This is a genomic window from Woeseia sp. D3-10 (assembly GCF_055809415.1).
Genome location: NZ_JBVVTW010000007.1, coordinates 3,071,317 through 3,086,496, shown reverse-complemented (window position 1 = coordinate 3,086,496; position 15,180 = coordinate 3,071,317). Strand labels below are relative to the sequence as shown.

The following is a 15,180-nucleotide window of genomic DNA, read 5'->3' as shown; positions in this document are numbered from 1 at the left end:
GTTGCAGTATATCGACGCTAAACCCCAGTTGACGGGTCGGTCCTGCGGGAAATTCTTCACTTTCCACCAGCTGCCACTCGCTCTCGTTCAAGGCGGGAAAAAAGGCATCGCCCTGCGGTTCCGAAACGAACCCGGGTCAGGTAAATTCGATCGGTCATCGGCAGCATTTGTTCGTATATACGACCACCACCGATAATCATGACCTCCTCTTCGCCTGCTGCCGCGGCCAGCGCCGCCTGCGGCGACGCGACAACCTCGCAGCCCGCCGCCGAGTAACCGGGCTGGCGGCTAATCACAATATTGCGACGCCCCGGCAGAGCCTTGCCAATCGACTCGTGCGTCAAGCGACCCATCACGATCGGTTTACCCATGGTGATGGCGCGAAAGCGCTTAAGGTCTTCAGGTAAATGCCAGGGCAGTTCGCCTTGCTGGCCGATGACGTTATTCTCGGCAGCGGCAACGATGATCGAAATCAACATTCCTAAACAGCAACCGATGCTTTTATGTGCGGATGCGACTGGTAGTTGAGAATTTCGAAATCGTCGAAACGGTAGTCGAAGATACTCGATGGCCGCCGTTTGATCGCCAGTCGAGGCAACGGCAGCGGCTCACGGCTTAACTGCTCATCGGTTTGTTCGAGGTGATTCGAATACAGGTGACAGTCGCCGCCCGTCCAGACAAAATCGCCCACGGCGAGATCCGCCTGTTGCGCCACCATGTGCGTCAACAACGCGTACGACGCAATGTTAAACGGTACGCCAAGGAATATGTCCGCGCTGCGTTGATAGAGCTGGCAAGACAACTTTCCATCCGCGACATAGAACTGGAACAGGCAATGACACGGCGGCAACGCCATGTTTTCAATTTCCGCAACGTTCCAGGCATTCACCAAAATGCGGCGCGAATCCGGAGTCTCCCGCAGCATCCTGATGATCTCGCTGATCTGATCAATCTTGCGCCCGTCCGGTGTCGGCCAGCTGCGCCACTGCACGCCGTACACCGGCCCAAGTTCGCCATTCTCGTCGGCCCACTCGTTCCAGATAGAGACACCGTTGTCCTGCAGATAGCGGATGTTCGAGTCCCCGCTCAGAAACCACAGGAGTTCGTGGATGATAGACCGCAAATGGAGCTTCTTGGTCGTCACGAGTGGAAAGCCAGCCGCGAGATCAAACCGCATCTGCAAACCGAAGCGGCTTAGCGTGCCGGTGCCTGTGCGGTCTCCTTTTGCGGTGCCGTTGTCGCGCACGTCGCGCATCATTGCCAAATACTGTTGCATATCAGTCGGTCACGTTGTCCGGTCTGGTTCGCGCGCGGCCAGCCACATTAGTACCGCGCCAAGAATGATCATCGGCAGGCTGAGAATCTGCCCCATCGTAACCCAGCCCAGCGCGAGGTACTCAAGGTGCGCATCCGGCACGCGGTAAAACTCGATATAGAAGCGGAAAACACCGTAGCCGATCAGGAACAAACCGGACACAGCGCGATAGGGCCGCTGCCTGGCTGAGAACAACCAGACGATAATGAACAGCACGAAGCCTTCCAGTATCGCTTCGTAGAGTTGTGACGGATGCAATGACTGGCCGTTGACGTTGAAACTCCACGGCACGTCAGTCGGCTTGCCCCACAACTCGCCATTGATGAAGTTGCCGAGGCGACCGAAACCGAGACCCAATGGCGCGAGCGGCGCGGCGAAATCGGTCATTTCCCAGAAGCGGCGCCCGAGCTTGCGACCGTACAACCACATTGCCGTCATTACGCCGGCCAGTCCGCCGTGAAACGACATACCGCCTTCGGTGATCTTGAAGACGTACAGAGGGTCGCTCAGCAGATTGTCCCAGCCGTAGACAAGGCAATAGCCGAGCCGGCCGCCCAGTATGACGCCGAGCATGGCGTAGAAGATCAGATCGTCAACCTGCTCCACACGAATCGGCGCCCACGGTTTCGCGGCACGACGCCGAGCCAGCCACCACGCAAACAGGAAGCCGAGCACGTACATGAGACCGTACCAGCGCACTTTGACGAAACCGATCGAGAAAATGATCGGGTCAATCTCGGGAAAATTCAGCATGGATCGCAGCTTGCCTAAACGCCCGTCGCGAGTCCAGCGGACTGGAGGGTTTCCGGTATAGTGGCGCCTTCCCCGTCAGCCACGCAAAGTCGCCGTATGAACAGCACAGAATCCCGTAATCGACTGATCCAGGAAACCAGCCCCTACCTGCTGCAACATGCAGACAATCCCGTGGACTGGTTCCCGTGGGGCGAAGAAGCTCTGGCCGCGGCCCGTGAGCGCGACTGCCCGATATTGCTGTCGATAGGTTATTCGGCCTGCCACTGGTGTCACGTGATGGCGCACGAATCCTTCGAAGACGAGGCTACGGCCCGGCTGATGAATTCTCTCTACGTCAACGTCAAGGTCGATCGCGAGGAACGACCAGACCTTGATCGCATCTACCAGACGGCTCACCACCTGTTGACCCAGCGCGCCGGCGGCTGGCCGTTGACGATGTTCATCAATCCACACGATCAACGGCCCTTCTTCGGCGGCACCTACTTCCCCAAGGAGGCGCGTTACGGCATGCCTGCGTTCGGCGATCTCCTGCAACACGTAGCGACTTACTTCTCTGAGCAGCGTGACGACCTGGCGAAACAAAGTGCACAGCTGGACGACATCCTTTTGCAACTTGAACCTGCCGGCGTAGCCAGCAGCAGTGCCTTGAATGCCGCACCACTGGCCAGTGCCCGGGAGAAATTTGAAACCCAGTTTGATCGCGATTACGGCGGGCTGGGTGGCGCTCCGAAATTTCCGCACCCGGCGATACTCGAGCGACTACTGCGTGACTGGCGCGCCAGCGCGCACGCGGCCGAGCCGGATGTCGATGCCTTGTTCCTCGTATCTCTGACGCTGAAGCGCATGGCCGACGGCGGACTGCGCGACCACCTTGGCGGTGGATTCTGCCGTTACTCCGTGGATCGCTATTGGCAAATTCCGCATTTCGAAAAAATGCTGTACGACAACGGCCCCCTGCTCGCCGTTTACGCGCAAACCGCCTTGGCTACCGGTGAAACGGAGTTTCGAGACATTGCCAACGAAACAGCCGACTGGCTGCTGCGGCGCATGCGCGCGCCAAACGGCGGCTTCTACGCCAGCCTCGATGCCGACTCCGAAGGAGAAGAAGGCCTGTACTACGTCTGGACTCCGGACGAGGTTAAGGCGCTGTTGCCTGAAGAGCAATACACCGCGTTCGCTCGCTACTACGGATTCGACAAAGACGCGAACTTTGAAGGTCGCTGGCACCTGACCGTGCAGGAAGACCGTGGTGAGTTGGCTGGCGAGCTGAATTGCACGGCAATCGAGCTGGAAGAATCCCTGCGTGCAGCGCGTGAGACCTTGCTGGCACATCGGCAGAAACGCATCGCACCGGCGCGCGATGAAAAACAACTGACCGCCTGGAACGCGCTCGCGATTCGTGGACTCGCTATTGCAGGCCGCGCTTTGCAAAGGCCCGACCTCACCTCTGCTGCTCAAGCGGCCAGCGATTTTGTACACGAGAAGTTGTTGATCGATGGCCGCCTGCTCGCCAGCTACAAAGACGAGCGCGCTCGCTTCCCTGCCTATCTCGATGACCACGCGTTTATGCTGGATGCGTTACTCGAATCCTTGCAAAGCGACTGGCGCAGCGCTGACCTGGAGTTTGCCGTGCAACTCGCCGACTTGTTGCTGGAACACTTTTACGATCCTGACAAGGGCGGGTTCTGGTTCACGGCCAACGATCATGAACAACTGATGCACCGACCAAAACCGATAGCTGACGAGGCGCTGCCAGCCGGTGCGGGCATTGCCGCGTATGCGTTGCAGCGACTCGGCTTTCTGCTCGGCGAAACGCGCTACCTGGATGCTGCCGAGAAAACCCTGATGTACGCATGGCCCGCGCTGGACCAGCATGCGCAAGGCCATGTCAGTTTGCTCAGTGCGCTGGAGGATTATTTGACTCACCCGGAGATCGTGGTTATTCGCGGCTCCACTGAGACGATCGCGGAATGGCGCGATTCTGCCGCCAGAGTCTTTGCCCCGCGCCGACAGGTGTACGCGATTGCCGATGATGTCAGCGGCCTGCCCGGTGCGTTGGCAGAACGGAAAGCGGTACCCGGCAAGACCCTGGCCTACCGCTGCAAAGGCACGCAGTGCTCGCTACCGGTGGACAACTGGGAGGCGCTGGTCACAGCGTTACGCGGCACCTGAGCTCCTGCACGATCAGTAGGCCGTCAGCGTCATGCCCGCTTTGGGCACGACGCTGTTGCCACCCGCGATAGCAAACTCTATCGGTACCGACACCATCTTCAGGCCCGCATTGCGGATAACCGCGAAGTGCAGATGCGGTCCGGTCGAGAATCCCGTATTGCCTGCATCGGCGATGTATTGTCCTCTCGTAACACGCTCGCCCGGGCGTACCCTGATCGAATTCCAGTTGAGGTGTGCGTAGACCGCAAAAGTACCGTCGTCATGCACGATACGCACAACGTTAGCGGCAGCCCCGTCCGCGCTCTCCAGCGAATCGCTGCTCCGGTAGTTGTTCGAAGTCACGTCTATGACCGTCCCGCCACGCGCCGCGTGCACGTCGCTGCCTATCGGCATCGCGATATCAACCGCGTAGGCACTGTCAGGCGTCGTGTGCGTGCGAGCCACCGGATAAGCCTGGGATATACGGTGACTCACTGCCGCAGGAAACGGCGCGCGATACGCTTGTTCAGGTCTGTGCTGTGCCGCTGGATCGCCGGGTAACCACACGTAACGGTAGCCACCGTCGCCGACTTCGGCAGCACCGATATCCGACTCAAGCACCGTGCGACTCTGCGGCGGCAATATCCACTCTTTGGCTTCATCGGCAACACCGACGCGCGACAGCATGAGCTGCACCGGCACTAGCAGCGGATTATCCGCGATCAGCTGCTGGCGGCCGTTGACGAGCAACTGCTGCAAGGAGACCGCCTTGCCACGCTCGCTGCCCGGCAGCTCACGGACTTCCACTTCGGTCGCTGCCAGCGGCTCGCGATCAGTGAAAACCCATTCACCGTCCGGCCCGCGGTACTTGTAAAGCGACTGCGCCTGCACAGCAACGGCCAGCAGCAGCGAGCAGCCAGTAACGAGGACAACTCGCTGCAGCCTGCTCAGCATCTCGTTAACCGATATCGGCGCGCTGCCAACCGTTCGGCGTGCGGCGAATTTCATAAGCAGGCCAGTACTGGTTGTCGAGCTTGAGGGTGATGACTTCGACGGCACCGTTCCAGGTAACAGTTTTGAGCCGTACGGAAGTTTGGTCCTGTTTGCCTGCAACCGCATTGACGAAGGACTGCAAATCAGGCGTGTCGGTATCGTCTATAGCCACGATGCGACGACCCGCCCAGAGCCCGTAACGCGTCGCCGGCGAACCGTAGCTGAAAAACGCCACGTAAACACCCAGCGGTTCGATACCGCGTTGAGCTGCCATTGCGCGATGCGGATCCTGTAGCAAAGCTCCCGCCCAGGAGACGGCGCGTTGCACGCCGTCGCCGTTGAGTGCCACCGTTTCGATGTTCAATTCCAAGGCACTGCCATCGCGCCACACCGTTACTACAACCTGCGGCTTCTGGGTTGCCATTTCCAGCTCTCGAAAGGACGTTACGGTCTTGCCGTCGATGGCGAGGATCATATCGCCGTTATGCAGCAATGCCGACGTCGGCGAACCCGCCACGATGCGCTGCACGCTCAATGCATGTCGCCCCTGCGGATCGTGTTTTTCGAGCCTGTCCAGCCAGTCCTCGTCCAGCCCCATTTTCCGGGCAGCAAACAAAGGCGAATAGGACACTTCCGTTTCCAGCGAATAAATTGGCCGCTCATTTCGCACGACGTCCAGCAACTCGATGATCAACGAGCTCTCAACACCACGATTGAACTGCCCTGACTCAGCACCACTCTGATACGAGAAACTCGAATACAGGGCGGTAACCGCGCCACGCTTGTTCACAATGACGCCGTCAAAATCGCCGGGCGCTGTGACCAGCGAAATGCCTTCAATATTGCTGTCTCTGAAACGCATGGTCCGGGATAACGGCAATATCAGCGGATCAACCGACGCCACCGTGCTTTCCTGATGGGCCAGTTGGTGATTGCTCTTTAGTCCGACGACCCACACTTTCTCGCCCGACTTCAGTTTTGCGGTATCAAATTTGGCCGCACGCACCGGCGTGTCACCGATCAGTTCGGGGTCGTAAGAAACCACTGCCAAATTGTGCAGGGGATGAATGAATTCAACTTTGCCGCGAACTTCCAGCGAGCCCGCAAAGGTTATGCCCACGTCGCCCATGGCAACAGGTACGGTATTGCGGTCTACAACCACGAGTCCGCGTTCGACGTCCACGATCAAGCCGGTACCGTAATAGTGCCGGTCGGCGACACCGGACACCGTGTACGGCAAATCAAAATTAACAACTACCAGCGACGGTGCAACAGCATCCACACGAGCATCACCCTGTGGCGTAAAACGAGTACTACCCGCGACCGGCGCTGACTTGGCCGGGCCCGGATTCAAATCGCGGCAAGGCCACAAGCCGGTGGTATCGTTGCGCGCACAGCGGCGCGCCGGAAACCAGGTCCGGTCCATTTCAATTGAGCGCACCGTGCTGTTCTGTGGGTCGTCGATCGTCTTGAAACGTACCGTGGTTCGATCACGGTCACCGAGTCCGTCAAGAATGGCCTCAAGCTCGTCAATACTGGCCACTTCCTTGCCGCCGACTTCGGTGACGATTGCACCACGGGGAATGGCGGCACGGGCCAGCACGTAACCCGGATTAGCGACATAAACACCGTCGATGGTCCGGTTGTAATGGCGCGCCTGCTGGTACGACAAATCGTTTACGACCGCATCGCCGAACTCGAGGAACTCATCCGGGGTAATGCTGTGCAGATCGGTTACCGGCAAGGTTTCAACAACCTTGCGGCCGCCGCGTTCAAGTTCTATGGAAACATCGCCGTCGACTTTGTCATCAAGCACCGCGGCCAGCGGAACGAATTCGGTAATGAGTTGCCCGTCGATCCGCAGCAAGATATCACCCGGCTCCAGATGGCCGTCAGCGGGCGCACCGGGAATCACTTGCTGCACGGTCAACATGCCGGTCTGTTCCGGGTCGTGCGCCCGAACCAACGCCTCTGTCTCAGCCTGCAGGCCGAGCCGTCCCAACTCGTCGTAGGTCTGGCGGACGAACGTGGTTTGCAGAGTGCCACGGGTCACCGGCTTGCCCTGTTGCAACAAATGCATCACACGCTCAATGCGATCCAGTGGCAGGAAGAAGCTGCTTGCCGCCGAGTTATTGGCGCCTGCGTTCAGTGCAACGACCTCGCCCTCGATATTGATCACCGGCGAACCGGATGAACCGCCGGAGGTACCCGAGGCCGCTTGAAAATAGAACGTATTGAAGTCGTTGTACTTGCCGCGGCCGTATTCCGGCGCGCGACGATCCAGTCGGGCTATCGTTCCGGCGAGAATCGACAACTGCTCACCGGCGTCATTGCCGACCACGCGAATCTCGCGGCCTATGCCGGCCGCACCGGGCACCAATGGCAGCTCGACAGGCTCTATGTATTTGAGGTCGGCCGGGTCGTAACTGAAGAAACCGAAGTCGTGCACGGGATCGCGGTAGATCGGCGTCAGTCGCACTTCTTCGTTGTTGAGAAACACCGCCTCGGCAACAACGGGCCCTGGCGTTACCACGTGGCGATTGGTCAGGATCAGGCCGTTCTTGGCATCAACGACAAAGCCGGTGGCCTGCGACGATGAATTCCACTCAGTATCGAAGGCCCGGGTGCTGTCCACCCGTATCGACACTACGCCGGAGGAAATACGCTCCAGAGTGCTGACCCAAGCCGCTTCTTCGGCCTGAGCCGTCCCTGACAGCACGAGCAGTGCTGCAATTACCATAACGCGTTGCTTCAGCATAAATTCCCATAGTCGTTGTGAGTTCCGGCAGACCTTAGTCTGGACTGCCGAACGGGGCCTCGGTTCCCCGAACCTTACACGCAATCGGTGATTATGCCGCAAAGCCGCGGCCAAGTTTTTGGCGCGTTCAGTCCTGCCGCCACGCGAGATCAAGCTGGCGGGCCGCCTTGACGTCATCGAGCCGGCGCACCGGCATGGTGAACGGAGCGTTCTTATGTTTACCCGGTTCGAGCCGTGCCTCGTCCACAATGGCGATCATCGCATCGACAAAGCGATCAAGTGCTTCCTGGCTCTCGGTCTCTGTTGGCTCAATCAACAGGCATTCCGGCACCAACAATGGGAAGTAGGTCGTGGGTGCGTGAAAGCCGTGATCCAGCAACGCCTTGGCCATATCCATAGCCGTTAACTGCAAGCTCTTGGCTTCACCTTTCAATGTGATGATGAATTCATGGCTCGCCCTGCGCTTCGGAAACGCCAACCTGAAACCGGCATCGCGCAGGCGCGCTTGCAGGTAGTTGGCGTTCAAGGTCGCAAACTCGGCAATGCGACGCATGCCATCGCGACCGACCATGCGCATGTACACGTAGGCCCGCAACAACACCCCGGCATTGCCCATAAAGCCAGACAGCCGACCGATACTTTGTGGCAGGTCAGCTTCACGCAGCCAGCGGTAGTTATCACCGTCGCGGCCAACGACCGGTAGCGGCATGAACGGCAGCAGGCGCTTGCCGACGCCAACCGCACCTGAGCCCGGGCCACCGCCTCCGTGTGGTGTCGAGAAGGTTTTGTGCAGGTTCATGTGAATGACATCGAAGCCCATATCGCCCGGCCGCACCTTGCCCAATATCGCATTCAGGTTCGCACCGTCGTAGTACAGCAGGCCGCCTGCATCGTGGACGATCTTCGCCACCTGCACAATGCGCCGCTCGAACACGCCAACGGTGGATGGATTGGTCAGCATGATGCCAGCGGTCTTCGGGCCAACGGCCGCCATCAATGCGTCGAGGTCGATATCGCCGTCCGCGTCGGTCGGCAGCTCGCGCACTGTGCAACCGCACATCGTCGCCGTTGCCGGGTTAGTGCCGTGCGCCGCGTCGGGCACAATGATTTCGGTACGCTCGGTATCACCGCGCGCCATGTGGTAAGCGCGAATCATGGCAACACCCGCGAGTTCACCCTGTGCGCCTGCCATCGGCGTCAGTGACACGCCTTGCATTCCCGTCACTGCTTTAAGCATTTCCTGCAGTTCGAACATGCTCTCCAGAAAACCCTGGCCATGACTTTCCGGCCCCAGCGGGTGACGCCCGGCGAACCCAGGCAACAGTGCCAGTGTGTTGCAGGCACGCGGGTTGTATTTCATCGTGCACGAACCCAGCGGATAGAAGTGCGTGTCGATGGAGAAATTCAACTGCGACAGGCGGGTAAAATGCCGCACGACCTGCAACTCTGAAACCTCGGGCAGGCAAGGCTGGTCAGTACGTAGCAAATTTGTCGGAATCGAACTTGCTGCAGCGTCGTTTGGCGCCTGCGCGTAAGCGCGGCGACCACTACGGGACTTTTCGAATATCAGTGCTTCGGTCATTTGTTTGTCTACCTTTGCTCAGTCGCACACGAGGTCCATGTTGGCCTCGATGCCCAGCGCGGACAGCGCCGCTGCGTAATCCGGTTCGTTGCTGATGTCTTCCACCAGCTCGCTGTGCACGACCGTGTTGTTTTCGTCGAGCACGACAACAGCGCGCGCGAACATGCCCGCCAGCGGTCCGTCGGTAATCAGGACGCCATAGTTGTCGCCGAATCCCGCATGCCGTATCGCTGACAGGCCGATCACCCGCTGCAACCCCTGGTCGGTCATGAAGCGCTTGTGCGCAAACGGCAGGTCATAGGAGATCATCAGCATGGCGACGTCGTCATGCTCTTCGGCCAGCTTGTCGAAGGCGACAACCGACTTCGCGCAAATCGGCGTGTCAATGCTCGGAAAAATATTCAACACCTTGCGCTTGCCCATCCAGTCGGCCAGTGACATGTCGCGTAAGTCGGTACTGACCAGTGACACATCCGGCGCCCGACTGCCTACCGTCGGTAGCGAACCTGAAATCTTGTACTGGCTTCCGTTGAAAATAATGTTTTGCATAAGTCGTATCTCCGCCAGTGTCAGTCGTTGGCCAGGTGTTTGCCGAGAGCAGCGGCATACGCGTCGAGGTCCGCATCCGTTTTGGTTTCCGTCGCGCATACCAGCAAGGCGTTGCCAAGCTCGGGGTATTCGCGCGACAAGTCGTAACCACCCAGTATTCCGTCCGCCGCCAGACTGTCGAGCACTGGTGCAACCGGTCGTGGCAGCTGCAGCACCGCCTCGTGAAAGTGAGCGCCAGTGAACGCTGCAGTAACGCCATCGATTGCAGTAAGTCGCTGCACCAGCGCCCGGGTTCGTTCTTCAGAACGTAACGCAACCTGTTGCAGACCGCCGTGCCCCAGCAGCGACATGTAGATCGTGGCTGCGGTGACCATTAAGCCCTGGTTCGTACAGATATTGGAGGTCGCCTTGGAACGCCGGATGTGTTGTTCGCGCGCCTGCAAGGTCAGCGTAAACCCTGGCTTGCCTTCCAGGTCCGAGGTACGACCGACGATACGGCCCGGCATCTGGCGCACCAGTTTTTCGGTACAAGCCATGAAGCCGAAATAGGGGCCACCGGACGACAGTGGCACACCCAGTGGCTGACCCTCGCCACAGGCGATGTCCGCACCCTGCTCACCCCATTGCGCTGGCGCTCTGAGCAGAGCCAGCGACGTCGGATTGACCACGGCAATGACTACCGCGCCCTGCGCGTGTGCCCAGTCGGTGATCTGGTCAATGTCTTCCAGCGTGCCGAAGAACGTCGGTTGCTGAATGACCACAGCGACCGGTGCATCGCCCTCTGTCAGCAATGCGTTGAGATCGCTGAGGCCCGTCGTCCGCTCAAGCGACATTTCATCGAAGGTCAGGCCCTGGCTGCCAGCAATTGCCTCGGCAACCCTGCGATAGGTTCGGTTGACCCCCGACGCGAGCAGTACGCGTCGCGATTTGTTCCGGCGATTGCTGCGCACGGCCATCAACGCCGCTTCGGCCAAAGCCGACGCGCCGTCGTACAACGAGGCATTACTGGCGTACAGCCCGGTTAGCGAGGTGATCATCGATTGAAATTCGTAGATCGTCTGCAACGTGCCCTGGCTTGCCTCGGCCTGATACGGCGTATACGCCGAGTAAAACTCACCGCGCGTGGCGATATCCCAGACGACACTCGGGATATGGTGCTCGTACGCGCCAGCGCCGATAAAGCACTGCGGTGAACCGTCGCGCGCGGCACGTTCACGCATCAAGCGGGTGATCTCCATTTCCGACAGTGCATCGGGCACACCGTGCAGATCGTCAATCAACAGTTCCTTCGGAATCTCATCGAACAGGTCAGCGATTCGGCTTGCGCCAATCGTCTGCAGCATGTGCTGCACTTCATCGTCAGTGTGCGGAATAAAGGGCATGGCGGGAACAGGCTCCGGTAGTGCTTAGCAGTAACTCATCAACGGCCGATACTAGTCTTCAAGCGCGTCCAGAAACTCCTGGTATTCATTTGGACTCATCGTCTCGACACTGTCATCCCCGGGCTGCACGCGTACGATCCAGCCATCGCCGTATGGATCGGCGTTAATTTTTTCCGGGTCGTCAGCCAGCTGTTCGTTGACAGCCAGCACCACACCGGACATCGGCGCGTAAACATCCGATGCTGCTTTCACAGACTCAACGACCGCCATTTCATTGCCGCTTTCAAGCTCCTGATCCACTTCCGGCAATTCAACGTAGACCAGATCCCCCAGCGCCGATTGCGCGTGATCAGTAATGCCGATCGTGACACTGCCATCTTCTTCCTGACGCAGCCACTCATGTTCCGCCGTGAAACGCAGATCCCCGGGCAGTTCGTTCATTTGATTAATCCTCTTTGATTAGCTTTTGTTACGCAGCACACGCCGTGCGGCGCGCCTACAATTCGATACAGACTTTGCCGTTGCGAACGAACGGCGGTTTAACGACGCGTACAGCGAGCAACTTGCCGCGAATCTCCACCTGCGCACGATCATAATCACCGGCGGGAAGCCGCGCCATCGCGATGGATCGGTTCAGCGTGGGTGAAAAACCGCCGCTGGTGATTTCGCCTTCTGCACCGCCGGCAACTACGACGCGCAAGTGGTTGCGCAACACGCCGCGATCTTCCAGCAACAGTCCACAAAAACGCGGCGTGGGTCCGGCCGCCCGCTGCTGCTCCAATGCGCTACGGCCAGTGAACTGGCGATCAGCTGGCTCCCAGGCAATGGTCCAGGCCAGCCCGGATGCCAGCGGCGATGTGCTCAGATCCATATCCGTGCCGTACAAATTCATGCCTGCCTCGAGTCGCAGGGTATCGCGTGCACCCAGACCACAAGGCCGCACGCCACTCTCCAGCAGCTGTTGCCAGAATTCGCCGGCACGCTCTGCCGGTAAGACAATTTCCCAGCCATCTTCGCCGGTATAGCCAGTGCGCGCGATGAAGAAATCACCGGCTGCAAGCGCATGAAACGGTTTGAGGGCCAGTGCCTGCTCGCGCACCGATTCGTCCAGCAGGCAGGACGCCTGTTCGCGCACCTCCGGCCCCTGCACGGCAATCATCGCGGCATCCGGTTGCTCTGTAACCGTGACATCGAATTCGACAACCTGCGCGGCGATCCACGCCAGATCCTGTGCCCGGGTTCCGGCGTTGACCACGACGCGATAGTGCTCGTCGTTGAGGTAATAGACGATGAGGTCATCGACTACGCCGCCCTGCTCATTAAGCATGCAGCTGTACAGCGCTTTGCCGGATACCGTCAGGCGCGCGACGTCATTGGCCAGTAGTTTGCGCAGAAACGGCTTCGCTTCCGGGCCGCTGATATCCACGATGGTCATGTGCGAGACATCGAACATGCCCGCGGCTGAGCGCACGGCATGATGCTCTTCGATCTGCGATCCGTAGTGCAGCGGCATATCCCAGCCGCCGAAATCAACAATCCGCGCGCCGAGCTCGACGTGCTGTGTATAGAGTGGCGTTTTCAGCCCCATGCTGTGCTCCAGTGCGGCCCTGCGTGGCCCTAAGTCGTCGGCGAAAAAAAAAGGGCCATCGACAATCCGCCGTACGGCGGGCATCAATGGCCCCTCTGTCCGATGACCTGAGAGATCTTGCAGGCAGCAAGCCCACGTACCCCTTCGGTGGACCGCTGTCCGGCCTCTCTCCAGAGCTAATCAGAGCACGCAGTCCCTTTGCCTGAGCGTTTCCGAGCTAGTTGCGCCTTCGGCGCCCCGATGTGCGGGGTCTCTTCCACGTGCCCTATCGATTAGTGGCCGCATCATAGCCAACTGGTCGCCCGGTTGCCAGCCGAGCGTTGTGCGGCAACAATGAGACCATCGAATCAGCGGAGAAGTCCTGTGAACCCATTACGCCGCGCCGGTTACCTGTTGTTATTCGTAGCGTCTGGCGTCGTCGCTGAGCCGGGCAGCGATTTCAATGCACTACTGAATGACGCCTGGGAATGGAGGCTGGCCGAGAACCCGGTCGCCGCATCGCAGCTTGGCGACCGACGCTATAACCGCGAATGGCCAGACCGCAGTCTCGACGCCTACGCGCGACGACGCACTCAACAGCAGGATTTTCTCAGCCGCCTGCGCGCCATCGATTCGCTGCAACTGAGCGCAGCCGATCAACTCAACTACGACTTGTTTCGACGCGAGCTGCAGGACGATCTGGACAGCTACCCTTACCGCGACTACCTGATGCCGATCAATCAGCGAGGTGGCGTGCAATCGCTGGAATCAACGGCCGAAGGCTTGCGACTGCAAACGGCGGCTGACTTTGACGACTGGCTAGCGCGAATGGCAAAGATTCCCCACTACATTGAACAAACAATGGAGCTACAGGAAGAAGGTCGCCGGACCGGTTACATGCCACCGAAAATATTGATGCAACGCATCCCCGCGCAGATTGCACAGCAGCTGCAGGAAGACCCTGAACTAAGCCCCTTCTACACTGCTTTTCAAAACCTGCCCGACAGCCTGACAGCCGACGAACAGGCGCGTATTCGCCAACAGGCACGACAAGTCATCGAACAGGACATTGTTCCCGCTTACCGGGAACTCTACCGTTATTTCGAGAACCGCTACCTGCCCGCCGCGCGCGACAGTATTGGTGCATCTGAGCTGCCTGACGGCAAAGCGTTCTACGAGTACCGAACCCGCAGCTTCACCACCACGAACATGACGCCTGACGACATTCATCGTCTCGGCCTCAGCGAGGTCAAACGCATTCGCGGCGAGATGCAATTGATCATTGACGAACTGGAGTTCGAAGGCAGCTTCGCCGAGTTCCTGAGCTTTCTGCGCACCGATCCGCGTTTCTACTACGAAACGCCCGAAGAGCTGTTCGATGCCTACCTGGCGGTCTGCAAGCGAATAGACCCGGAACTCGTCAATCTGTTTGGCCGCTTGCCACGCATGCCCTATGGCTTGCGCCCTATTCCCGAGAACATCGCACCCGACACCACGACAGCCTATTACAGCCAGCCCGCGGCTGATGGCAGTCGTGCCGGCTACTACTACGTCAATCTGTACAAGCCTGAGGTACGCCCAAAGTACGAGATCGAAGTCCTGAGCGTGCACGAGGCGGTGCCGGGACATCACTTGCAGATCGCCCTGCAAATGGAACTCGGAGACATGCCGGAGTTCCGGCGTTACTCGGGCTTCACCGCGTTCACCGAAGGCTGGGGGCTGTACAGCGAGAGTCTCGGTTACGACCTTGGCCTGTACGAGGATCCGTACTCACACTTTGGCGCACTGACTTACGAAATGTGGCGCGCCGTGCGTCTGGTGGTCGATACGGGTATTCACTACAAAGGCTGGAGCCGGCAACAGGCCATCGATTTCTTCAAAGACAATGCGGCCAAGACCGAGCTCGACATCATCAACGAAATAGATCGCTATATTGCCTGGCCCGGCCAGGCGCTCGCCTACAAGATCGGACAGCTCAAGATTCTGGAACTGCGGGCACGTGCGGAACAACGGCTTGGCGACCGCTTTGATATACGCGACTTCCACGACACCTTGCTGGGCGGCGGCGCATTGCCGCTGGACCTGCTCGAAACACGTATGGACCGCTGGTTGGCTGACCAGCAATAAGGA

12 protein-coding genes and 1 riboswitch are annotated in these 15,180 nt (G+C 59.1%); of the genes, 2 read left to right on the top strand and 10 right to left on the bottom strand.

The genetic code is table 11. The features are described 5' to 3' along the window. Positions 1 to 56 precede the first annotated feature (56 nt). Genes AC0L8N_RS14250 through lgt form a run of 3 tightly spaced genes read right to left on the bottom strand, consistent with a single transcriptional unit; the run spans position 57 to position 2,068 of the window. Positions 57 to 479, bottom strand: coding sequence for a dihydrofolate reductase (locus tag AC0L8N_RS14250; protein WP_473668348.1), 423 nt, complete (start codon positions 477 to 479; stop codon positions 57 to 59). Positions 480 to 481: 2 nt separating this feature from the next. Next, complete coding sequence (locus tag AC0L8N_RS14245) at positions 482 to 1,276, bottom strand: thymidylate synthase (protein ID WP_473668346.1); 795 nt, start codon at positions 1,274 to 1,276, stop codon at positions 482 to 484. Positions 1,277 to 1,285: 9 nt separating this feature from the next. Next, a complete protein-coding gene (lgt, locus tag AC0L8N_RS14240) occupies positions 1,286 to 2,068 on the bottom strand; it encodes a prolipoprotein diacylglyceryl transferase (protein ID WP_473668344.1) in 783 nt (260 codons plus the stop codon). Positions 2,069 to 2,164: 96 nt separating this feature from the next. On the opposite strand from lgt, the gene AC0L8N_RS14235 reads away from it, so the two are divergent. Beyond that, on the top strand, positions 2,165 to 4,240 hold the full coding sequence (locus AC0L8N_RS14235; protein ID WP_473668342.1) for a thioredoxin domain-containing protein: 2,076 nt from the start codon (positions 2,165 to 2,167) through the stop codon (positions 4,238 to 4,240). Between the two features lie 12 nt (positions 4,241 to 4,252). Here the strand turns inward: AC0L8N_RS14235 and AC0L8N_RS14230 are convergent, their stop codons facing one another. The 7 genes from AC0L8N_RS14230 to gcvT form a co-directional block, all read right to left on the bottom strand. After that, complete coding sequence (locus tag AC0L8N_RS14230; protein ID WP_473668341.1) at positions 4,253 to 5,227, bottom strand: M23 family metallopeptidase; 975 nt, start codon at positions 5,225 to 5,227, stop codon at positions 4,253 to 4,255. Continuing rightward, complete coding sequence (locus AC0L8N_RS14225) at positions 5,178 to 7,970, bottom strand: trypsin-like peptidase domain-containing protein (protein ID WP_473668339.1); 2,793 nt, start codon at positions 7,968 to 7,970, stop codon at positions 5,178 to 5,180. The genes AC0L8N_RS14230 and AC0L8N_RS14225 overlap by 50 nt, the downstream gene beginning before the upstream one ends. Positions 7,971 to 8,097: 127 nt before the next feature. Next, on the bottom strand, positions 8,098 to 9,552 hold the full coding sequence (gene gcvPB / locus AC0L8N_RS14220; protein ID WP_473668337.1) for an aminomethyl-transferring glycine dehydrogenase subunit GcvPB: 1,455 nt from the start codon (positions 9,550 to 9,552) through the stop codon (positions 8,098 to 8,100). Between the two features lie 18 nt (positions 9,553 to 9,570). Further along, positions 9,571 to 10,101: a thiol peroxidase gene (tpx, locus tag AC0L8N_RS14215; RefSeq protein WP_473668335.1), complete on the bottom strand. Its 531-nt coding sequence runs from the start codon at positions 10,099 to 10,101 to the stop codon at positions 9,571 to 9,573. Positions 10,102 to 10,121: 20 nt separating this feature from the next. Continuing rightward, on the bottom strand, positions 10,122 to 11,483 hold the full coding sequence (gene gcvPA / locus AC0L8N_RS14210; protein ID WP_473668333.1) for an aminomethyl-transferring glycine dehydrogenase subunit GcvPA: 1,362 nt from the start codon (positions 11,481 to 11,483) through the stop codon (positions 10,122 to 10,124). 51 nt (positions 11,484 to 11,534) lie between these two features. Further along, positions 11,535 to 11,924, bottom strand: a complete 390-nt coding sequence (gene gcvH / locus AC0L8N_RS14205; protein ID WP_473668331.1) for a glycine cleavage system protein GcvH — start codon at positions 11,922 to 11,924, stop codon at positions 11,535 to 11,537. Positions 11,925 to 11,979: 55 nt separating this feature from the next. Then, a complete protein-coding gene (gene gcvT / locus AC0L8N_RS14200) occupies positions 11,980 to 13,071 on the bottom strand; it encodes a glycine cleavage system aminomethyltransferase GcvT (RefSeq protein ID WP_473668329.1) in 1,092 nt (363 codons plus the stop codon). 180 nt (positions 13,072 to 13,251) lie between these two features. Next, a riboswitch (glycine riboswitch) is annotated at positions 13,252 to 13,340 on the bottom strand. 94 nt (positions 13,341 to 13,434) lie between these two features. Between gcvT and AC0L8N_RS14195 the strand changes: the two genes are divergently transcribed. After that, the gene (locus AC0L8N_RS14195) at positions 13,435 to 15,177 is read left to right on the top strand and encodes a DUF885 domain-containing protein (protein WP_473668327.1); all 1,743 of its coding nucleotides are present in this window, start codon (positions 13,435 to 13,437) and stop codon (positions 15,175 to 15,177) included. The last annotated feature ends 3 nt before the right edge of the window (positions 15,178 to 15,180 follow it).